The 23,072-nt window shown below is 40.0% G+C and carries 19 protein-coding genes; 2 read left to right on the top strand and 17 right to left on the bottom strand.

Annotation, left to right across the window (positions count from 1 at the left end):
* Window positions 1-256: 256 nt before the first annotated feature.
* The 9 genes from lpxA to hutI are packed head-to-tail and all read right to left on the bottom strand — an operon-like array spanning window position 257 to window position 10,481.
* Window positions 257-1,018 (bottom strand): acyl-ACP--UDP-N-acetylglucosamine O-acyltransferase, encoded by a 762-nt coding sequence (gene lpxA, locus ABIL39_01100; GenBank protein MEO0164722.1) that lies wholly within the window; start codon window positions 1,016-1,018, stop codon window positions 257-259.
* 18 nt (window positions 1,019-1,036) lie between these two features.
* Window positions 1,037-1,450, bottom strand: coding sequence for a 3-hydroxyacyl-ACP dehydratase FabZ (gene fabZ / locus ABIL39_01095; GenBank protein ID MEO0164721.1), 414 nt, complete (start codon window positions 1,448-1,450; stop codon window positions 1,037-1,039).
* Window positions 1,451-1,465: 15 nt separating this feature from the next.
* On the bottom strand, window positions 1,466-2,290 hold the full coding sequence (locus ABIL39_01090; protein MEO0164720.1) for a PHP domain-containing protein: 825 nt from the start codon (window positions 2,288-2,290) through the stop codon (window positions 1,466-1,468).
* An 11-nt stretch (window positions 2,291-2,301) separates the two neighbouring features.
* Window positions 2,302-3,114, bottom strand: a complete 813-nt coding sequence (locus ABIL39_01085) for an AAA family ATPase (protein MEO0164719.1) — start codon at window positions 3,112-3,114, stop codon at window positions 2,302-2,304.
* A gap of 13 nt (window positions 3,115-3,127) precedes the next feature.
* Window positions 3,128-4,999, bottom strand: coding sequence for a tetratricopeptide repeat protein (locus ABIL39_01080; protein ID MEO0164718.1), 1,872 nt, complete (start codon window positions 4,997-4,999; stop codon window positions 3,128-3,130).
* A complete protein-coding gene (locus ABIL39_01075; protein ID MEO0164717.1) occupies window positions 4,999-5,820 on the bottom strand; it encodes an AAA family ATPase in 822 nt (273 codons plus the stop codon). Before ABIL39_01075 ends, ABIL39_01080 begins: the two co-directional genes overlap by 1 nt.
* A gap of 13 nt (window positions 5,821-5,833) precedes the next feature.
* Window positions 5,834-7,735: a hypothetical protein gene (locus ABIL39_01070; GenBank protein MEO0164716.1), complete on the bottom strand. Its 1,902-nt coding sequence runs from the start codon at window positions 7,733-7,735 to the stop codon at window positions 5,834-5,836.
* Between the two features lie 48 nt (window positions 7,736-7,783).
* Window positions 7,784-9,298 (bottom strand): glutamate formimidoyltransferase, encoded by a 1,515-nt coding sequence (gene ftcD, locus ABIL39_01065; GenBank protein MEO0164715.1) that lies wholly within the window; start codon window positions 9,296-9,298, stop codon window positions 7,784-7,786.
* Entirely contained in the window at window positions 9,282-10,481 is a 1,200-nt protein-coding gene (hutI, locus tag ABIL39_01060; GenBank protein MEO0164714.1) for an imidazolonepropionase, read from the bottom strand. The genes ftcD and hutI overlap by 17 nt, the downstream gene beginning before the upstream one ends.
* Before the next feature lie 402 nt (window positions 10,482-10,883).
* Here hutI and ABIL39_01055 point away from each other — a divergent pair, with 402 nt between their 5' ends.
* Window positions 10,884-11,744: a M55 family metallopeptidase gene (locus ABIL39_01055; GenBank protein ID MEO0164713.1), complete on the top strand. Its 861-nt coding sequence runs from the start codon at window positions 10,884-10,886 to the stop codon at window positions 11,742-11,744.
* A gap of 130 nt (window positions 11,745-11,874) precedes the next feature.
* Window positions 11,875-12,303 carry a secondary thiamine-phosphate synthase enzyme YjbQ gene (locus ABIL39_01050; protein MEO0164712.1) on the top strand — a complete coding sequence of 143 codons (429 nt, stop codon included), beginning with the start codon at window positions 11,875-11,877 and terminating at the stop codon, window positions 12,301-12,303.
* 82 nt (window positions 12,304-12,385) lie between these two features.
* On the opposite strand, the gene ABIL39_01045 is transcribed toward ABIL39_01050, so the two are convergent.
* From ABIL39_01045 to ABIL39_01010, 8 genes are all read right to left on the bottom strand, one after another.
* Complete coding sequence (locus ABIL39_01045; GenBank protein MEO0164711.1) at window positions 12,386-13,009, bottom strand: MBL fold metallo-hydrolase; 624 nt, start codon at window positions 13,007-13,009, stop codon at window positions 12,386-12,388.
* A gap of 228 nt (window positions 13,010-13,237) precedes the next feature.
* Window positions 13,238-14,314 carry a DUF362 domain-containing protein gene (locus tag ABIL39_01040; GenBank protein MEO0164710.1) on the bottom strand — a complete coding sequence of 359 codons (1,077 nt, stop codon included), beginning with the start codon at window positions 14,312-14,314 and terminating at the stop codon, window positions 13,238-13,240.
* A 32-nt stretch (window positions 14,315-14,346) separates the two neighbouring features.
* Window positions 14,347-14,913, bottom strand: coding sequence for a pyruvate kinase alpha/beta domain-containing protein (locus ABIL39_01035; GenBank protein MEO0164709.1), 567 nt, complete (start codon window positions 14,911-14,913; stop codon window positions 14,347-14,349).
* Between the two features lie 55 nt (window positions 14,914-14,968).
* Entirely contained in the window at window positions 14,969-16,306 is a 1,338-nt protein-coding gene (locus tag ABIL39_01030; GenBank protein MEO0164708.1) for a hypothetical protein, read from the bottom strand.
* A gap of 134 nt (window positions 16,307-16,440) precedes the next feature.
* Complete coding sequence (locus tag ABIL39_01025) at window positions 16,441-18,831, bottom strand: TonB-dependent receptor (GenBank protein MEO0164707.1); 2,391 nt, start codon at window positions 18,829-18,831, stop codon at window positions 16,441-16,443.
* A gap of 226 nt (window positions 18,832-19,057) precedes the next feature.
* A complete protein-coding gene (tatC, locus tag ABIL39_01020) occupies window positions 19,058-19,837 on the bottom strand; it encodes a twin-arginine translocase subunit TatC (GenBank protein MEO0164706.1) in 780 nt (259 codons plus the stop codon).
* A complete protein-coding gene (locus ABIL39_01015) occupies window positions 19,773-21,251 on the bottom strand; it encodes a hypothetical protein (protein MEO0164705.1) in 1,479 nt (492 codons plus the stop codon). The genes tatC and ABIL39_01015 overlap by 65 nt, the downstream gene beginning before the upstream one ends.
* Window positions 21,251-22,813, bottom strand: a complete 1,563-nt coding sequence (locus tag ABIL39_01010) for an NAD(P)H-hydrate dehydratase (protein MEO0164704.1) — start codon at window positions 22,811-22,813, stop codon at window positions 21,251-21,253. The genes ABIL39_01015 and ABIL39_01010 overlap by 1 nt, the downstream gene beginning before the upstream one ends.
* Window positions 22,814-23,072: the final 259 nt, after the last annotated feature.

The following is a 23,072-nucleotide window of genomic DNA, read 5'->3' as shown; positions in this document are numbered from 1 at the left end:
CTCTTCTTAATTTATAGTGAATTATATTCATAACTTGCCATTTATCAATGTTCCAGATTTATTTCAAAATTTGTCAGGAGCGTTGTAAATAATTTAACCAAAAAAAACCTTGACCTTTAATAAAAAATAATTATAATTTTGCGAAAGGAGGTGTTACTATGCCTTGCGGAAGAAAGAGAAAATTAAGAAAGATTAAGCGCCATAAATATAAAAAAAGAAGAAAGGCAATGCGCCATAAAAAGAAATTAAGATGATGTTACCGGCGCACAATTCCGCGCTTGGTAGTTTTAATGAAGTTAACAACGGTCTGAGCGAATTCTTTTTTTCCATCGTTTTCTAAGTGTAAGACGATTTCGCTTAGATTTTTATTAGTACAATAAAGTGTACGGAAGATCTTTTTTATTTCTTCAAGATCATCCATGGTAAAACCCGCTCTTAGCAATCCGATACGGTTAATCCCCAAAACCATTGCCTTATTTCCCCGTGCCATAAAGTAGGGTGGTAGATCTTTATTCAAATATGACTTTGCACCTAAAAGGGCATATTTGCCTATGCGACAAAATTGATGGATACCCGCCAGGCCTCCTATATAGGCATAATCATCAATTTCCACATATCCGGCAATCTGGACCCCGCTGGCAATCACTGTGTTATTCCCGATTTTTACATTGTGGGCGATGTGCACATATGTCATGATAAAGTTATTATTACCTATGACAGTTTTCTCACCCTCACCGGTCGCCCGGGAAACCGTGGTATATTCCCGGATGATATTATTGTCCCCGATGATACATTCGGAATACTCACCTTTAAAGTGATAATCCTGCGGGTCGATTCCCAATTGGACACCTGCATATATTTTATTATTTTTACCCAGCCTTGTCCCTCTTCTGATGATTACAAATTCACCAATTTCTGTTCCCGCCCCAATTTCCACCCCCTCCTCAACAATTGAAAATCGCCCGATTTTAACCGAGCGGTGAACCTTTGCTCTCCTGTCAATAAAAACTTCATCCATCTCTCATTGTTTCTTCAATCATTTTTTGATGCCAGCAAGAATTGTTGCTTCACAGACGACTTCACCATTAACTTTTGCAACACCTTCAATCTTCACCACCATTCCTCGTTCCTGGAGTAACTCCACCTCCATTATCAATGTATCACCAGGTTTGACAATCTTTCGGAATCTTGCTTTATCAATTCCCATAAACAAAGGAATTGCCCCGGGCATTTTTCGTAAAAGCATCACACCACCGGTCTGGGCAAGTGCTTCCACAATGAGAACGCCCGGCATTATCGGCTCACCAGGAAAGTGACCTGCGAAGAAATACTCGTCGTGCTTAATGGTGCGTTTGGCAATAATTTTTTTATCACTTATCTCTAATACCTCATCAATAAATAAAAATGGTTCCCGATGCGGGAGAATTTTTTTTATTGCCTCAATATCCATATATTCTACTCCTTCTTATCTTTTGTTTTTTTCCTTCAAACAAGCGACATGTATCTCATTGCAACCATATTCACCAATCCTACAATAGCCCCGTGGATAACCATGGAAATCGGAACCACCGGTCATCAATAATCCATGTTTTACTGCAATTTCATAGAAATCATCCTCCTGTTTCCTGGTATGCTCAGGATGCCACACTTCAATACCCCATGCCCCATCATCAATCAATTTATAAACCACACCATTATCTTTACCTATCATCCCGGGATGTGCAATCACAGGGATACCTCCGCAATTTTTTATTTTTTCAATCGCCTTTTTAGGGCTTATCTCTTTTTTAGGTTCATAGAAACTACAGTGGTAGCCAAGATATCGCGCGAATGCCTCGCTTACTGAACGGGCATAGCCCGTCTTAACCAGTGCTTCCGCAATATGGGGCCTACCTATCACACTATCTTTTGCAATCAATTTAACAAATTCAAAATCAAGCCTTATGCCAGAGCGATTTAATTTTTCAACAATTTTTTTTGCCCGTTCCACCCGGTAGATTCGAAAATCTTCCAGATAATCAATCAGAGCTGATGAATGGTAATCAATGTAATAGCCAAGAAGGTGGATATCCAATTTTCCAATATTGGAGCTTAATTCCACAGCAGGAATAATCTCCAGGCGGTTTTGAGCGTATTTGATTGCCCGATCAATACCGGCAATCGAGTCGTGGTCCGCAATGGCAATTGTCGAAATTTGTGATTTGAGTGCAATATCAACAACTTCCTCTGGAGTATATACACCATCAGAACAGGTAGTGTGGATATGAAGATCGGCAGAAAAGGGTGTCAAATGATTGGTTCCTAAGTTAGCCCGAGATCGCGACAAACATCCAGAATGATTTTTTCATCAACGATTTCTTTTTTCAAAAGGAAACCTTCAAGCAAAGCATTGTCACAGATCGCATTTATCGTCCGGGGGACACCTTTTGAATATTGATAAATCGCCTTCATTGCCCCACCCGTGAAAAGCGGACGTGCACAACCCGCCACCCGAAGCCGGTGGACAATATAATTATGGGTCGTCTCCTGATCCAATGCCTCCAGAACGCAACGAACGGCAACACGCTGGTAAAGGGGTGGATCGAGCTTCAGATAATCTTCCATCTCCGGTAGACCAAAAAGAATAAAATTCAAAAGTTTGCCATGTTCGGATTCAAGATTTAATAAACCCCGTATTTCTTCCATCAAATCCTTGCGCTGGAGCATATTTGCTTCGTCAATTAGAATGACAACTTTTTTATTCTTGCTCGCCAGATCAAGCAACCGATGATAGACGGCGGTAATGATTTCAATCTTATTGTCGGATTCCACCGGTGTTTCAAGCATCAGAGCGATTTTTTTAAGAAACCATAGTGAAGTTATTTCAGAGTGGATAATAACCAGCAGCGTGGCTTCCACATTATTGCTGATCAACTGGTCCAGCAATCGGCGGGAAAGCGTCGTCTTCCCGGTTCCGATGTCGCCGATCAACAAAGCCAATCCTTTCTCCGTCTCCACCGCATGGGTAAGTTTTGCCAATGCCTTGGCATGCTGTGGTGAATTATAATAGAATTTTTCATCAGTGGTAAAACTGAAGGGGTGTTCTTTTAATTTATAAAAACTTTCGTATCCCAATCTCTACTCCTTTTTAGAGATAAGTAACCTTTGATTTCTTTGGTTTAATAGTTTCCTCGCTCGGGGGTGCCGAAGTTGGCGGCGGAGTTGCTTGTGCCCGCTTTTTTAATTCCTCGGTAAGCTTGTCCTTTAATTCATTTATCTTTTTCAACAAATCGGGCACTGTTTTATCAATATTTGCCGCGTTTACATAAGATTTGATTGCCATCTTTAAATTGTTTTGCATCTCATAGGCATTTCCTAAAAGGAAATGAAGACCAAAATACTCCCGAACCGGCCGATTGGGGATCGCGAGTCCTTCATTCAATACCTTTATCGCCTCCTCCACATTCCCTTTTTCAATGAGACATGCTGCGATCATCTCATAAGACTTCAATTTCAAATTCTCATCCCGAGCAGCAATCTCAAATTCTTCTATTGCCTCCTGATATAGTCCCATGCCCTTGTAGGCCACACCCAAGTCATAATGAGAACGATAATCACCTTCTCCGATCGACTCAAATACCTCTTTGCGGAACTGCGAAATCAAATCATGAATATTCTGGAGTGTAGAAGAAGCCCCTTCCCCCTCAATTTCACTCTTTAACACCTGCCCCAAGTCAATATATTCTTTTGCGCTTGTTTCTTCTTCAAGCATACTTTGTGCGAGTGCATGTTGAGGGTCTATCTCTAATATTTTGCGCAGAACGGATTGCGCCTCGGTTCGAGCCTCGCGCCTATAAAGAGTCTCTGCAAGTTCAATCATAAAATTCACTTGGAGTGCTTTATCACCCTGCAACTTGGCAATTTCGATCAACCGCTGTCGCGACTTCAAATCCAGAGGTCTCAGGTCAGCAACCCTTTTGTATAAATCCATAGCCTGATCATATTTCTTCTCTTTAAATGCCATGGCAGCCGCGTCCCGGAAACAATTTATTGCTTCTTCATCCTCACCTAAATTGAGATATATTTCCGCAAGTTGTTTTGTCTTTTCAATCTCAGAAAGCTCTTCCGGCTCTGCAGGAACTTCTTCCACAACTTCTACCGGTGGTGGTTTCGTCTCAACTTCATCTTTCAACAATTGTGCCACCTCAGGCGAGACAAAATCCTCGAGAGAAATCTCTTCCTTTTCTGCCGGTTTGACTTCTTCAACTTCTGCTTTCTCCGGTTCCGTCGGAGATATTTCAGGTACCTTTATTGATTCAACAGTTTCTTTTTCTTCTTCAACTTTTGGAGTACTTACAGGCTCCATAGGTTCGGTCTTCACCGGCCTAACGGTTTCCACAGCTAAAGGTTCGGGTATTTCCACTTTTGGTTCTTCAACCGTCACCGGAGCAGCCGAAGGCGTCGTCGGTTCCTTCAACTCTCTTTGTTTTAGCTGAATCTGCTCGGCTTCTTTCAATAAATCGGCACTCTGTTCTTTCCGGCCGATCTTCTCATAAATGGCGGAGATGGTCTGTATGATCTTATAATTGTTGGGAACAAGTTCTTTTATCGCCTCATAAGTCTTAAGTGCCGCGTCAATTTCGTTATTCTTCAACTTCCGATCCGCATATTCCAGATAATAATTTGCGGCTTCCACATAAAGTCCGAGTTCTTTATGGCAATCACCGAGGAGTTTATAAATCTCTGTCCTTTCCTTATCCAACCGGAGGATCTTTTTACACATTGATACGGCATTTGAATAGAAGGTCTCCTCCGCAAGAGCAAAAGCACCCTGTTCGTAGATATCTAAGGCTTCTTTCTGGCGGTTGACTTTGATATACAAATCACCTAAGATATTGAATAAAGAACCCTCTTTAGGAAATTCTTTTATTGCCTTTTCCAGTTCGGCAATGGCTTTATTTATTTCGCCTTTTGCCTGTAATTCGGCAACATATCTTTTAATAGCACCAACATCACCCATTATTCAAATCTCAAACCTAAATTGCTTATCACTCGTTCAACAACGGCCTCGTCAATCGTCTGCTTTCGCTGGACATATCCCTCCAGCAGGGCATTATCACAGATAATATTGACGAGGCGCGGTCTACCTTCAGAATATCTACAGATGATCTCCTGCGCCATTGGGGTGAAAATCGGACGTTGGGCACCGGCAATTTTCAGGCGATGGGCAATGTAGGCCCGAATCGTCTCGCTGCCCATGGGTTTTAATTTTACCTTCACGGCGATCCGTTGATAAAGTGCCCGGTTCATCATCAAAAATGATTCCAGTTCTGGTAAACCACTTAGAATAAATGAGATCAGTCTGGTGTCGGCAATTTCTAAATTCAATAAACCCCGGATTTCTTCAAGAATATCCGGACTTTTTAACTTATTTGCCTCATCAATGATTATAACAGTTCTTTCATTCCGTCGGTATATCTCTCGTAAGCGGTTTGATATGCGCGAGATTATTTCGGTAGTTGTTGTTCCTAAATCACTCAATCCGATAAGATTGGCAATCTTTGAAAAAAGCCAATTGGTGGGAAAATCGGAGTGAGTCAAAACGATCATTCCCACCTGAAATTTTCCAGTGGTTTGAAGTTCGGTTAATAATTTACGCACCAACATTGTCTTACCCGTGCCAATGTCACCCAACAATATCGCCAATCCTCTCGTGCCCCGTGCCGCATGCATCAGATACTCCTTAGCGAGTGCATGTTGTGGTGAATTAAAATAAAATTTCGGGTCGGGAAGATTTGCAAACGGCTCAAACTTTAGTTGATAAAATTCTTGATAACCCACTTAGCCTCCTGGTTTATAGAAAAGCAATATTTTCGCCTTTTTCATCCACCTCCATCCTTCTCTCTTCGGGATATTCTTCTTTGAAGGCGATTTTTTCTTCCATAAATGGTTCTTCTACAATAATTTCCTTAGGCCTCTCTTCAATCCTTTCCGGAAATGTTCCCATCATTGGCTCCGTGGAAGAGTATTCTTCAACCACCGGTTCCGGTTCCTTCACCTTTTCCGGCGGATAGGTCTCTTCAATTCCTGAAACAGGTTCAGGACCGAATTCTTCAGAAATTGTCTTTGGTGCAATCGCCTCTGGTACAGGAATTTCCATCTTACCACCGAGCAGGGTATATATCTCTTTGACGTCCCGATAATCAGGGTTGATTGCAATAATCCGTTCAATTTCCCGAAGTGCATTCTCAAAATCGCCCAGTCCTTCATATCCCGATGCTAGTAAATACCGCAATTCCAGCTTCTTATCCTCGGGTATTTCCTCAAGCAGGATTATGGGTCCGATTAATTTTATCGCTTCGCTGTAGCGTCCCAATTTTATTAGTGCCTGCCCCAATATTTCCACCGAACCAGGCCAGAATTCCTTACGCTCCTTCTCCTCTTCCAAATAGGAAAGGGCAATCTCGTATAAGCCTGAATCTAATGCCATCCTTGCTAAATTCATCTTTTTGTTAGTATCATCAATCTCCCAAGTAATGCTGGTTCGGAATTCGTCAAACTGCTTGGCAACTTCAAAATTGCGTGGAGTCGGGGGGACAACTTCTGATTCTTTAAGTAAAAAATCAATGTCGGCTATCTGCCCTTCCAAGGGAGGTACCTCTACGGATTTTGTTTCTGCGGCTGGTTCTTCCGGTGCCTTAGCCTCTGTGATCGGTTCTGAAATCACTTCTTTAGAGGGTTGCATTTCCTCGGTGATCGGAGTAAATCCCTCAATTTCTTTACTCAAGTCGGCTAATATCTCAAGGTCGCTCTGGATTTCGGTTACTGATTCTTCAACCTTCGGAGTTGCAGGAATTTCGGTCTTTAATTCTTCAGGGGTTATCTCAAGGGTTATTGCCTCTTCTTTTTTCTCTTCCTCCCTCGCAATTTCAACCTTTTCTTCCTTTACCCCAGCGGCTGGTTTCAATTCTTTTAATTTTTGCAATGCCTCAGAATTATTGGGATCGATCTCCAATATGCGATTTAATACTTTTATGGCTTCCTCATATTTCCCTTCCCGTGTTAAATCATCGGCGGCTCTTTTAAATTCGATAATCGCTTCATCCCGGGAACCTATTTCATAAAGCAAATTTCCCAGTTCAATGCGGCTTTTCGGATCCAACTCCTCCCCTCCATCAGTCTGGGGTAATAATTTTCTGATTTCATTGAGCATGTTTTCGTCGTTTATCTCCGTCGCCATCCCCTTCAATTTAATCAATTCGTCTTCAGCCTCCCGAATTCTATTCACGGAAAAAAGCAACTTGGCAAACGATAACCTAAGGGGCAGATTCTTCGGCTGCAGTTCCACGATTTTACGGAGTGCCGAAATGAATAATGTCTCATTCTTCTTTTCCAAAGCACGAGAGGCAAAATTGATGAGCTTTTTAATCGCTTCATTTGGAAGCCCATAGAAATGATAAAGATCTACCAGTTTGAATAAAGCGTTTTCATTCATCTCATCAAGCATCAATATTTTTTCCAGACAGATTATCGCCTCAGGATATCGCCCTTCATGGGTATAATTCTCTACCGCATGTTCGTAACGAGTGATACCTTCGCTCACTCTTCCGAGTTTTACCGCAAGATCACCGCATAGTTCAAGAACCGGAGCGCGGTTAGGTGTTTCTTCCAGGGCTCGTCTCAGAATAATCTGCGCCTTTTCATACTTCCCTTCGTTGATATATTGCCGACTTCTTGCAATAGTTTCTGTATCCATTATCAACCTACCTTGCAAATTATAATTGATTTTATAAATTTGTCAATACTAAAATAATTGTGTGGAAGCGAACTCCCTTTCTAATTCCTGATAGATGTTTATCTCTTCTTCTCTCAGCTTTTCAATCTGATTTTTTGTTTTTGCCACAAACTCTGAGTCGTTTATCGAGGGAAGATTAATCAATACATTAGCCCGGGCGCTTAAAAAACCGCTATGAAGGGTATAAATTGCCACTCCAACATCAGAGATTGCCGTTTTTAGGCCTTTTTTCAATAAAATCCGGGCGTAAGGATAAAGACTGACTATCCGTTGCGAAACACCAAGAGGAACATCGGTAGCCCTTTTCAAGGCTTCCTGAATTGCCTGGGTACGCTGGTTCTTTTCCTCTTCGGTCTCCTTAGGGAGACGGTATGCCTGCATCACTGACTCAAATGCATTTTTGTCCTCATCAATAGCCTTATAAAACTCACGAACAGCCATGCGCAGCAAACCATGAAAATCCTTCAGTTCTTGATCATTGTTTTTCTTCACCGTAAGACCCGTGACCATCGACAGGAGAGCCGCACCCAGTGCTCCCTGGAGTGCCGCAACACTCCCGCCCCCCGGAGCAGGGGTAGCATCCGAAAGTTGATTTAAAAAATCGTTCAAGCTCTCTTCTTTTTTCACCATGCCCCGGAGATGGTATTCAAGAATTTGATTCTCATTGAACCGATTCAGTTGAAGATAGAAAACAGCAGTATCTATCAAAGCCTTTTCCGGGACTAACCCGACGATTTCGGATTCTTTAATCGTCACCCCGTAGCGTTGGGCTTCAAGTTTAACCATCTCAAACACGCGGTAGAGAGGTGTACCAAGATAATTAGTCATATTTATCGAAACCTGGGCAATCCCTTCTTCTTTCAATTCAAACCCTAAGGCCTTGGCATACCGGAATCCTCCATCCCTGAATCTTATCGCCTTAGCAATATTTTTAGCAATATTCACATCACTGGTATTCAAATTTATGTTGTAGGCGATCAAGGGAAATCGTGCCCCTACAACTGTTGCCCCCGCCGTGGGGTGAATTTTAGGTTTACCAAAATCAGGATAACGGTCAGGATTGGTCTCTATTTCTCTGCTCAAGCCTTCAAATTCTCCTTTTCGTATGTTGGCGAGGTTTTCCCTATCTGGCCTTGTGGCCGCGGCTTCATAAAGATAGACGGGTATATCAAGTTCTTCCGCAATCCTTTTGCCAAGGCGGCGAGCAAGTTCAACACACTCTTCGGTGGAGATGTTGCTTATTGGAACAAAGGGAATGACATCAGTCGCCCCAATCCGGGGATGTTCACCTTTATGTTTCGTCAAATCGATCAATTCCGCTGCCTTCTTTGTAGCATTAAAAGCCGCTTCCAGTACCTGGTCCGGTTCGCCAATGAATGTCAATACTGCACGGTTGTGGTCGGGATTCATTTCCACATCAAGAATCTGCACCCCTGTTGCTTCAATGACCTTGACGATTTCGTCAATTTTTGCTTTATCCCTTCCTTCACTAAAATTAGGAACGCACTCAACTATTTGTTTCATGGATTATCTTCCCCCTTTTTATCACCATTTTAATCAAATCTTCACCAAATTGATAAGGAATTTTACGGTAGTCATTGACATTCCATACCACCAGGTCGGCTTGAAAATTGGGTTTTATTTTTCCGATTTTATCATCCCTTTTCAAAGCCCTAGCCCCATTAATCGTCGCACCCATCAGGGCAACTTCGATTGGAGCTCGATAGACTAAACAGGCGAGGGCAATTATCTTGGGCATGGAATAAATCATACATGTTCCCGGATTAAAGTCGGTAGCAAAGGCGATGGGCAGTTCCAATTTTATGAAATCGTGCATTCGTGGTTTTTGTTTGCTCTGAAGATAAAGGGATGTGCCCGGTAACAACACTGGTATCACATTAGCCCTTCTTAAATCCCTTATTCCTGACTTAGTTGTATAAATAAGGTGTTCGGCGGAAACACAACCAAGTTTTGCAGCAAGCGTCGCGCCACCAATATTGGCTAATTCATCGGTATGCATCTTAAGGGCAAAACCAAGTTCCCGCGCACGTTTAAGTATTTTCTCACTTTCGCTCTTGGTAAAAGCGGTCTTATCACAGAAAATATCACAGAATTCAGCGAGTTGCCGTCGGGCCACTTCCGGTAACATCTCGGCGCACTGCATATCAACATAATCCTGACGCTTCATAAGTTTAGGAATGGCATGGATCAAGTAAGTGGGAACGATATCAATTGGCATGTTCTCCTTCAATCTTCTTATTACCCGCAATATCTTCAATTCTTCCGACAGAGACAGTCCATAGCCACTTTTTATCTCGATCGTAGTAGTGCCATGACGGATGATTTTTTTGACTCGCTCTACCGCAAGTTTATAAAGGTCGTCTTCAGAAGCCGCGCGCGTCATCGCTACGGTTTTCAAGATACCCCCACCTTTTTGGGCAATTGTTTCGTATTTCACTCCTTCAAGCCGCAAGGCAAATTCATCTTCCCGGGTACCAGCAAAGACCAGATGGGTATGAGCATCAATAAGCCCCGGAGTCAAAACATAACCAGTGCAATCGATTATTTCTCCTTTAAAATTAGACTCGCTGAACCGCCCGACTTTTTTGATGATATCATTTTCAATAAGTACCGAACAGTCGGATATTAAACCAATACCATCATTCATCGTAAGAACTTGTTTTGCCCGACTTAATAAAATAGCCATTAAATCTTATTCTATCCCAAAATTTCATTAAGTCAATACACATTCTGACTGACTCCACACTACTTTTTATAGAATGTTTTATTTAGAAACCATGAAACCTATTGGCAAAATTTGTAATGATAACCTTACGGGCAGCGTCTCGGCGATTTTTTCTTTCATAGGACAAGGCTTTCTCATAACCTGTAAAGATAGATATCTCTAAATCCCCAGATATTTTGCTCCCTCAAGGGTGCGGCTACCACTAATACGTTTGCGTGTATAATAATTTGGCGAATTTAGAAAAACTCAGACATTTTGAATGTTTAACATTACGACCTTTCCTGGGATTCTGGATTGTATATCTATCCACCGGAAAGATAAATATCTGTATTGACACTCATCATAAAAACAGTATAATTTCCCATGGCAAAGAGATTTAATATTTTCATTTCTTTTGATTTAGAAGGAATAAGTGGTGTAACATCCTGGAAGGAGATGAGAAAGGATTCGCCGGATTTATTACGCATCCGCAGGCTCGCAACCCAAGAAGTGAATGCAGCAATTCGTGGTGTAAAAAAGAGCGGAATGGAAATCGGCGAAATCCTCATCTGCGATTCTCATGCATCGGGTGAGAATCTATTGATAGAAGAACTTGAGCCTGGCGTGGAACTGATAAAGGGGACTCACCGAAACTACTATATGATGGAAGGACTTAATGAAAACTTTGATGTAGTATTTTTCATCGGTTATCATGCAATGGTTGGAACAGAAGACGGAATGATGGACCATTCTTATTCTTCAAGTCTGATTTATAACATCAAAATAAATGGGCAGTATGTTGGAGAATCCGAGATAAATGCCGGGATTGCGGGGCATTATGGTGTTCCTTTAGGATTGGTTTCAGGTGATGATAAACTTATTCAGGAGATTAAAAGATTTTTTGGGACTGGAGTTGAAACAGTCATTACCAAATCCAGTATTTCCAGATTCTGTGCAAAATGTCGGCATCCGGATGATGTTCAAAAAGAAATAGAATTAAAGGCGGGACGGGTAGTAAGAAAGATAAATAAACTGAAGCCCTTTAAGTTTAAATACCCAATAAATGCGGAAGTTGAGATGATTAATTCACTCTTCGGTGATGCGATAAAGAGCCTGCCCGGATTAAAAAGGGTCTCGGCAAGAAAATTTTCATTCAAATCAAAGAATATTCTCGAATTCTACCGCCACCTAATGCTCATCTGCGACCTGGCGGGTTATGCGAATTATACTACTTCTCCATCTTAGATTAAACTTAACAAAGAAGAACAAAATTTTTATGTATTAGAGCATAGCGTCAAAAAGATAACCGCTGTTGTAGACTAATACACCATTATCTTTATACTTGAAATTTTTTGTATTCTGATTAAATTATCTTATGCCTTTTTATGAATTTACGATTTCAACAAATAAGAGTGAAGAGTTGATTGATATCACCAGCGAAGTTGAAAAAATTGTCTCTGGCTCAAAGATCAAAAATGGCATCGTCCATATCTTCATTCCCCATGCCACTGCGGGTGTGATATTAAATGAAAGTGCAGACCCGAATATCAAAACCGATTTTTTAAATGCACTTGAGCGGGCAATCCCCAAAAGGGCGAACTATCTCCATGACCACATTGACCGCAATGCTGCTGCACATATCCGCAGTGCTATCGTCGGTTCAAGTTTGACAATTCCACTGAGAAATGGTGGGATGATTTTGGGCACCTGGCAATCAATTATGTTCTGCGAATTTGATGGTCCCCGCCGAACCCGTAGAATCATCGTTCAAATAATAGCAGAACCCTCTATTTCCACTTCGTAAATGGAAATAAGGACTAAAAAAGACCACCAATATCTCACGAAATTTCGGATGTTTTACTTCCACTTACGAAGAGGATGCTAGTTTAGAAGTTTCTTCTTTCCTGTCGGACTGTTGTGGATGGACCGTGTCCGGGATAGATAATCGTATCTTCAGGCAGAATCAAGATTTTGTTCACTATTGAATTTATTTCGATATCATAATCTCCATCATAAAGGTCGGTTCTCCCGATGCCGCCTTTAAATATTGTATCACCACTGAAGAGATATTTATCATTCAAAAGAATTGATATCCCACCGCTCGTATGACCCGGGGTGTGAATAATCTTTAATATATTCCCATCAATTTTTATAACCTGTCCATCTTCAAGATAGCCATCCGGTTTTAAAGGAGTACCTGATACCCCAAAATATATAGCACCGCTTTTTTGCGGGTCAAGAAGTTTTTCTTCATCAAGTCTATGGCAATAGATTCTGCTTTTGAATTCTTTTTTTAAGATTGGACAGCCTGAAATATGATCAAAATGACAATGGGTTAGGATGACCATAGGGATTTCAAATACTTCATTTTTGATTTTTTTGATCAATGATTCAGATTCAGTTTCAATAAAACCAGGATCAATAATGATGCCGGTTTTGTGATTATGGACTAAATACATATTTGTTTCAATATAGCCCACGATGAAAGTTTTGATGATAGAATCACTCATATCTCTTCTCTTTTGGAATCTCCCTGGAACACTTTTTTGGATATCCTGTATTTATCATCCTATATTCCTCCTTTAATTAATCTTCTTTTCTCAATCTTCCCTTATCCCCCTTTCTTCAATCCCCTCATATGCCCCTTTCTTAAAGGGGGAAAGAGGAGGATTATTCCGTTTCTAAAAGAAAACAAGGGAGAGATAATTATCATTCTTTAAGATAGTTATACATTTAACTTATTTATACGACTCAAAAAGTCTTCCCCATTCAGTGCGTAAAAATTTCCTGACGATTGGTTTACCCCGAACATTATACCAGTAAAAGTCATGGTAGGCACGGGAAGCCAAATATGACCAAGGGACGATCGGCGTACGTAGAAGTAAATGTTCCAAGGGCTTTAAAAATCCCCAGTATATCGCCTTTTGCCCTCTTGAGGCAAATGTGTCCTCAACCTTGAAACCAAAATTTACATTACTGATATCTTCTCCTACAACTTCTATTTCTTCTGGTTTTGCTTTTCCCAATCCTATTTCGTGTGCTAAATTCAGAAATTTTATACTCATCGGGTCAAACCCCATAATTTTTGCGGCAATCGCATCAATCGCCACCGAATCACCACTGGCTAAGATATAGTTTTTTATCTCAGGCTTCATCAATCTGGGACCCGCACCATTTCCAGCAAAAGTCCCATCGGTTAAACAGAATATCCCCGGATGGATTTCTTTTTGGATCTGCAATAAATCGACGAGTGCTTCATGGATGACAGCATGGGCCCAGTGCCGATTATCATTCAATAATCCACCAAAGGCATTCTTCATTGCCCCGGTCATTGTCGTAAAGAAATGAGTTTTTAATGTGGGTAAGTGAAATGCATTCTTACCAATAAATAGTTCGGGTATCTGAATACCATCTTTATACACTTTATCAAGTGCCAGCATCTTTGCCTTTGGTCGGTAATATATCCATTTTACTTCTGGCTCGTAGAGATACACGAATCTCAATCTATGTTTACGCATCACTGAATTTAAATGATTATTCTCAGCACCGAGTTTTGGATTAATCACCACGGTTCGATTCTGGGCAGGAATTAAATCTTTATAACCGAGTTTGAGAAGCGTAGATACTACACCATCAAGTTGCCAGGGTGTTGTAGAACAGGCAGGATACCAGAAGTGCCAGGAGATATTTATTTTTAAAATAGTCGGAATTTCTTTAGGTAAATGTTTTTCAACTTCAGCAAGCTCCAAGCATCGCTCAATGTCTCCCAAAACTGTTTTGGGGCTGGTCTTTATCACTGCTACCTTTGATCTCATAAACCTTTAGTCCTGGAGTCCTACCCCTTAATTCATCTCTTCCTTGGCTTGCAGATTATCTCCCTTACTTCAAAATTGAAGAAATCCTTCCCGTGTCTCGGCACACACACAATTGCAGTATCAGCCCCGGAACCTGTTCCTCCAATTGAGATAATCTCCTTCCCGTAGGAAATTAAACCCGCATCAAGCGCCATTATTGCAATCTCTACAGCAACCTTTACCCCTTCACCAAATATCCTTAAGGTATTTGCCGCGATCTCTTCGGGCTCAAGACCACCGAATTTAAATCGGATGGCACGGCCGAATCCTCCAAAAAAATGGGTTCCCGTATATACCTTGACCCCTTTTTTCTTCAAAAATTCGACAACTTCGGGTTTTATTTCTGTTTCTCCAGGTTTGACGAAACCTGCTTGATGGGTAACGGCAATAATATTTTTGTTCTTCGCCTTTTGCAATAAAACCCTTGCGGAATAACCAGTACATGTTGCAATGACGATATCTTCAATCTTCAGCTCTTCAGCCCTTTTTAAAGCCAACTCGATAGTCTCTTTGGTGTTATGTCTTCCCGGTTTGTCAAAATAGACAATTTCTTTTCGCATACTCACATTTTATGCTTATTTTGCGTACCGTCAAGATTCAATTTTATTCATCCAGTTAAAACCGGTAGGTAATGAGGGAGTTTCTAAAAGGAATACCATTACCATAGCATAATCCCATACTGATTATGGATTCAGGATTTAAATAAAGTTTTGACTGCTTATTTGCTCTCCCTGCTTTTATGAATGAGGTGGTGGCTACAGCACCAATTACATCGCCAGCAATGAGGCCTGTCCAATAAATCTTGGGATTTTCATTACCGGAGAGAAAAATCAATCCCACACTTGCCAGTGAACCAGCGACACCGCCTATTGCGATAATGTTTGCCTCTGACTCGCTGAAATTTTTGTTTTCTACAATCTTATATCCCAATATTGAACCAAGACCGAGTCCGGCAACACCAGCAGAAATATACATCTTGCCGGAAATCCTGTTCTGACTGTTGTCAAAATATGACAAAAGCACAGGCAATGAAGCCGCACCAACAATTCCGCAATTTCCAAAAATCAAATAATCTCCATCTGCCAAATTGATTTTTCTCGTAACTGCGGAACCCAAGAAAATTCCCAGACCGATGCCCAAGATTGATGTTGCCAAATAATGTTTATGGTTAAATTTTGGGTTAGACCAGTTATCAAACAAACTGAGCATTCCCATGCTACTGGCGCCAACGAAATCACCAATAATCATAATTGTATTTCCTCTACCCATGCTAAGCTTAAAACTATTAACTGCTTGAAAGCCGGTATATTCACCAACCACACTTCCCCCAAGCGTAAGTAACGCACCGGTACCTTCAAAAATATTCATATCAACGATTGTGGCTAAAGCACCGGCAATATAAAGCCCATTATAACCACCATACCTAAACATGTTGGCATGCGCCTTTGAAACATTGCAATTTTTTGTTAAAAGCAATGGAATAACAAAGCCCGCAGAACTTGATAACATATACACAGCAACCCCAATCCGGAGGTTATCGGGATTCACTGCCATAACCGTCAATGGCGCCTGGATGCAATAGGCAAAAACAAATGAACCTCCTAAAAAATCGCGGTATCCAGAACGGTCAAGAACGGCTTTGGGAATCTCCACCGTCTTTGCTGCTGCAATTGCCTGCCGGATTTGTGAAATCTCTTCAGGCTTAACTTCTATCCTTTCTCTAATATTAACACCCTCTTTTTGGGAATAAATCTCAAGGACATAAGAAGAATCCGGCAGTAAATATAATTCAGCCTTTTTGATTGCCGGGTAATTCTTGAAAAATTCAATCCTCTGAGCAAGTGCACTATCAATCTCGTATATCTTTGCCTCAAGATCAAAAGGAACCTGTGTCTCATATTTAATTATGCTAGAATCAACTTGGACCACAAAAAAGAGAGTTATAAGTTCCATAGTCGCCTCCCATTATTTTAACAATTAGGGCATGAATGTCAAGTCTTCACAATAAATTTTGTCCGACATTAAACAAGTTTTTGCAACAAAATTTGTTAAGCAAGTTCAGATTATTATATATGATCGCAATAATACTAATAGAATTCTAAACCTAACCCAAACCTGATGCGGAATGGATTCGCATAATGGAGCGGATTTGTAAAATAATCATATCTTGCCTTCAAATATTCATCGCGCATTTCCACCGGTGTAATAAGTCCATCATGATTGTGGTCGCTTTGTGGCGAATAATATGAACTTGAAATTGGAAGCCAGCCAAATTGACCAATTGATGGCTCAGGGTCTCCATGGTCATCTGGTTTTCCTGTGGTTGGATAAACATAAACAATCTGCTTTGTATTAAAAAGATTGTTTATCAGCAAGTTGAAAGACAAACAAACAGGACCAATCTTAAATTTTTTTAGATATTTCATATCCACATTACTATTTGCAGGCATGCGCGCTGAATTTATATCACCAACAGGTTCTCCTCTTAAATCCTCGGGTGTATAAGGCAATCCTGAATAAAAAGAACAGAAAAAAGAAAATGTAGAATTACCCAGAAGAGGATGAAAATCCTTCGGGATATTAAAAATTAAAAAGCTCTTTAAACTATGCCGACAATCATAATTTAACGGATGATATTTCTTTTCATATTTGATTGGTTCACCAGTTATTGGGTCATTTCCTTCGTAGTAATAGTAATAATAATTATAATCATAAACCGGCATCTGTTCGGTAAATTGGAGGTTATAACTCAATCCGATGGACAACCACTGACCGAATAATTTTTTAAGATTCATCTCCCATCCTTTGGCCTCTGCCTTATCTATGTAGGTAAATGTATATGTATATAAGTAATTCCACGGATAATAATTATAATACTCCACTTTTTGAATGTACAAATCAACCATATATTTTTGATAGAGGTTACTTGTTATCAATATATTGGATATAGGATTCAATCTGCAACCCATTTCAAACATTCTTGTCTTTGCCGGTTCACATCTTCCTGTATATCCTGGAGGTTCATAATAAAATTCACCACCATTAAAGAAAATATCCAACTTTTTGGCTACCGGCAATACCAATCCTATTCTTGGCGAGATGAAATTCTTTTTGAGTATAAAAACAGTGTCATTGTCCGGCAACTCAAATCTTAAAGGCTGATAAAGCCCATAGTCAAAATGGCTATATCTTATTCCCGCGCAAATACCGATCCATTCTGTCATCCATTTATCCTCAAGATAGACTGATATTGCACTCGGGGTGCGTTCATAGTAATTCCATAAAGATTGAGTAAACCAGGGCAATGGATTATTGTAATAATTGAATTCATTCCAGGCAAAATCCATTCCCCATTTGATTTCATTTTGATTATTAGCAGAATATTTCATTTTTAAAAATAATTGCTGAACCGTTGAATTACAATAACACCATGCAGGGTAGTCGCCAACGGTGTAAAAAATGTCCCTAACACCATAGGGATTATTCCGCAGTGATTTTTCACTGCGCCTATCTGCTTCCTTGTGATATTCTGTTAAACTATCACGAATGACATAAGCCGGAGATACTTTTTTATTCTTTAAATATTCTATAAGATGTTCTGCCTTTAGACGATAATCATCATACCATTGATGACCATTATTCTCGTCCCATTCATAATCACGATTCCCAAATACGCTATCAATTATGGTCAAAAGATAACTTACTGATGATTTTATTTTACTACCCAGCAAGAAATCACTGCTAAAGATTATAGATTTTCCCTTCTCCCGGACCATTGGTTTCTGCGAGAAATATTTATAAGCATTTCCGCCCGTAATATTCGGATGCCAGCAAATGCTCTGGTCACGGAATGTATACCCTTGCATAGAAAGATTATTACCACCATTACCCGAATAGGTCAAACGAATCAAACCATTATAACAGTTGCCAGGTGAAAAAACTCGGTAAAATCCGGGTGATGATACATCGGTGTAGACCACGTTTCCAGAAAGGAAATAAGATATGTCGTCTTTTATCTTACCCTGACCATTTATGCCATATTGGTTGTATCCAAAGTTCAACTTTTCAACAGGGAACAAATCATCCGTCAAATATTCTACATTCATTGACTTTTTCTTTAATTTCTTCGTCTTAATATGTATAATCCCACCAAACCCAGCACCATATTCAGCAGAAAACCCCGATTTCTGGATTGCAATCTTTTCAATCGCATTTAAATTTATATATTCAGGTTCGGCAAAGGGAACACCATCAAGATAATAAGCAATTTCGCTCTCACCAATGCTTCCACGCAGATGGAAGGTTTTGTAATCTCGGTTCAAACCCGCAATAAGGGTCAAAAGCTCCTCAAGATTACTTACTGGTAGATTCTTAATTTCATCGGCATCAATCACATCCACATTAGTAAATATCGAATCGTAAGTGTCGAACGAAGAATGGACAAATAATAAAATTAAAGTTAAATAATAGTACCCCACAATGCCTCTTATAAGTATACTGAAAAAAATCATTTTCGTCAAGCAATTGTTAAAACGGTTACCAGCTAATTTCTCTTCCGGGTTCTATCCAACACCAGCAATCAAATCCTATTAGTAAAATCTTCGTGGGCACGCATTTTTGTCTTACAATTTTTACCGCCTTTGCTTTTTCTGCCCTTTCTTTAATGAGAAAGTCTATTAGAAAAAATTTGTCTCCCAGTGCGCGTTATTTCTTTGCACCGGTTATCTTAGCCAGTAGAATTCCTATTTCAATCAGTAGTATCAAAGGAAGGGATATCAGTAACAGCGTAAACATATCGCCGGTTGGTGTTATTATTGCCGCAATTATGAGGACTCCGACGATGAATTCTGCTCGGTGTTGGGTTATTGTTCGTGCATCCATAATACCGAGTTTAATCAAAAAGAAAATAATCAGAGGTAATTGAAATAAAAAACCGCTACCAATAGCACACCAGAAGATAAATTCAAGGATTTTATTGATATTCATTATCGGCTTAATATTCTCTGTGCCAAAAGAAAAGAAAAACTTTAAGCCCAGTGGAATCAAAATAAAATATGCGAAGGCAAGTCCTATTAAAAACAATGTTATACCGGAAATCAGAAAGGGCAATGAAACCTGCTGTTCCCTTCTTGTCAAACCCGGACCAATAAATGCCCATATCTGATAGAGGATGATCGGAAATGCGAAAAAAACACCAGCAAATATCGCAACCTTGATATTAACTATAAATGCCTCAGTTGGTGAAAAGAAATAAGCAGTCTCAATATTTGTCCAATTGATTATAAAGTGCAGAATTTTACGAGCGAAGAAAAAACTGATTAGCGAAAAAAATAAAACAAATCCGACTGAGATTAATATCCTTTTTCTTAATTCTTCCAGATGTTCAATAAATGATGCTTGTTTTTCTTTCAGAAACACCTCAATCGCGGTATTTTCTGGCAAGACGATAGATATTCTCGTCCGAGACAGCGATAATGTACTCATCTACGACTGCTACATGGTTATACTTGATTCGGGGTAAATTATATATTGGATTATAATTTGCTGATAGGGGTTCAAAATAATTTATACCTGAGCCAGTAGCACAATAGAGAACTTCACCATCTGTATCAACATCGTAGATATTAAAATAAGGAAGAATACTAGGAACTGTATCGCCTTCTTTTGCACTTGAATCAGCAAAGAGCGGATACTTTATCAATTGATTCTCGTGAGTAAGAAAATAGAGACTGGATTTTAACTTGCAAATATCCCTTGTCCCCCAAGGCATTATCTGAAACCACCGGTTTTGTTGGCGGTCATATTGATATGTAGCATGTTCACCTCCGACTAATATCTGGTCATCCATTGGATAAATCACATACACCGGATAGCGGTTAGGACCGAAATCCAGAGGCTCGTTAGTGTCTCTTAAAATTTTGAACATGCCATTGTTTGTTCCTACATAAATATTCATTCCATCAAAATTGATTGTTATGATCTTATTTTTAAAGTAAGCAATCGGCGTAGTCATTGCGCCCCTAATGCTTGCGATCTGATTACCAAAGGAAACGATATAATCCCCGTTAATATAAAGAAAATCACTGGGGTCCCCCGAGAGCCGGAAATAATACCAGTTTTTGATATCCTCTGATTTCAACAAAGAAATGCCCGCTGACGAGATGAAAAAATAATCAGTCGCAATCTTTTTTAATTTTACCCCCCGAGTGACAAGCGGTCCATAAATAATCCGCTCTCTGAACATAGTAATTTTATTGTAACGCAAAATCCCGTATTGGTCTGTTCCCACATAAAGCTCCTGACCCTCGTCATAGAGTGCAGTAATCTCATAACGATGAAAAGGATTATTGGTTTGCATTAGACTATCTTGATAGAAATACGGCGTCAGGAATATATATTCATTCAATTGTTTTTTCTCAAAATTTTTATACCAGATAACATTTTCAGGAAACTGCGGCACCACTTCTAAATTTCCATTTATCCGATCCATGGCATATTTTTTCTGTGAAGAAATATAGACCCTCTGCTGATCAAAACCTATGCCGTTTATTACCCCGGGAAAACCATATTCCCTGACAGTGCCCAGATGGAAATTGTACCGAATGATTGAATAAACACCCGAAATCCAGAGTTCATCAGCAAATGGGTCGTAGCCCACTAACGAAATTTCCTTCTTGAAGTAAGTAGTTCTTAATAACTCCAGGGATTTCTTATCAAAAATTAAAAGATAGTTATCACTAACGGCAAATACTTTGTCTATAGAAGTAGCAATAGATTTTATTTTTCCCAAAGGCGGAATTAGTTCATAACGGTCCAAAAATATATTTTGGGGATATATTTCCAACGCACCAAGAATAGATGTTAGTGCAAGAACGGCAATGATTTTTTTCCTAATCATCACATTTCATCTTTTTCATATTCCCGATTTAAGACATAATTCAGGCACTTAGGAATGTAATCAATTAAATCACCAGCAATCAGGGAGTATTCATCATGTTCTTCCACATAGAGGTCTCCGGCCAGACCATGCAAAAACGCTCCCCCGATTGCAGCTGAAAGAAGACTCAGATTTTGGGCAACAAGTCCCCCGATCATTCCGACCAAAACATCACCGCTTCCTGCTGTTGCCATGCCCGAGTTTCCGGTAGGATTTACATACAATTCACCATCTGGTGAAGCAATCACTGTCGGTGCACCTTTAAGAATCAAGATCCCCCCAAATTCTTTCGCACATTTCAATGCCAGATCAATTCTTTCTTCATTGATTCTTGGAATCGGTAATCCAGTCAATCTCGATAATTCTCCAGGATGGGGTGTTAGAATAAAATCGGTTTTAATTTTCTTAAATATCTTCACATCCTGACTGATGATATTGAGTGCATCAGCATCGATGATAGTTGGAATCTTTAATTGTGGTAATAAATTTGTAACAAACTCAGCAGTTTCTTTATTGGTTGTTAATCCCGGACCGATTATCACCACATCGGTCTTATCCAGCAAAGAAACAATTGTATCTATTGCCTTTATACTTATGGTCTCTTCGTTGGTTTGCTTGAGTGGAACTTTTACCACTTCAAGTAATTTTGCCTCAAGGCTATCCATAATCCCTTCAGGTGCTGCAAGTCGGACTAAACCCGCACCCATTCGCAAACAGGATATCGATGCCATCGCCGCTGCACCCGAAAATCCCCTGGCACCGGCAATTATCAAAACCTGCCCGAATGTCCCCTTGTTGCCGGCAGGGTCTCGGAAAGGGAGAATGTCATGGATATCATCAAACTCCACAATCTGCGGGAATCCATTATCAATCAATTCATAGGGCACACCGATATCAACCAGATAAAGATCTCCACAAAATGCCCTACCTGGATAAAGAATATTTCCCCGTTTAGGCAAACACATCACCGCTGTGGCATCAGCAATGACGCAGGACTCTTCAAATCTTCCGGTATCGCCGTTGATTCCCGAAGGGATATCCACTGAAAAGACAAAGGCATCACTATTATTAATCAGTCTTATCGCCTCAAGAAAAATTCCTTCAGGTTTTCCTTTAAACCCAGTTCCAAAGATTGCATCAATAATACAATCATATTTGTAGTTCTGAAAAACCTTTCTCAATTTTTGTACTGAGTTAATTTCAATAATCTCAAATTTTGCCTTTCTGGCTATCTGATAATTCAGCAGGGCATCGCCTTTGAGCTCATCCCCCCTGCCGAGCAAGACAATCCGAACACTACTACCATGATTTTTTAAATGACGGGCAATAACAAAGCCATCACCACCATTATTCCCCTTGCCACAGACGACCAAGACATTCAAGCCTTCAAGTTCAAAATATTCTCTCAGCACCTCCACGCTTCCTCTACCCGCATTTTCCATTAAAACTGTGCCCGGGATTTTTAAAAATTCCTGCGCCCATTTATCTATCTCTTGCATTTCCCGATTATTTACCAGCCGCATAATTTAATTTTATAAAAAAAAATAATAAAGTCAATATGGATATAAAAAACGACTTACTCATTGACACCTAAAAATTTTTATGTAAGATTTAGAAAGAGAGAAGTATGGTAGTCGCACTATTTTTACTCGCTCAAACTATTATCCCTGATTTTCAGGTGAATAGTGAAGATTATCCGGGTCATTCGCCGCAGTTATATCCATCAATTACATGTTATGATTCAGGCGGAGCAATAATCTGGTATGACTTGCGCACTCCTAC

This window comes from candidate division WOR-3 bacterium (assembly GCA_039802205.1).
Lineage (GTDB): Bacteria > Hydrothermota > Tepidihabitantia > SM23-42 > JAOAFX01 > JAOAFX01.
This window is presented reverse-complemented; position numbering and strand designations above follow the sequence as displayed.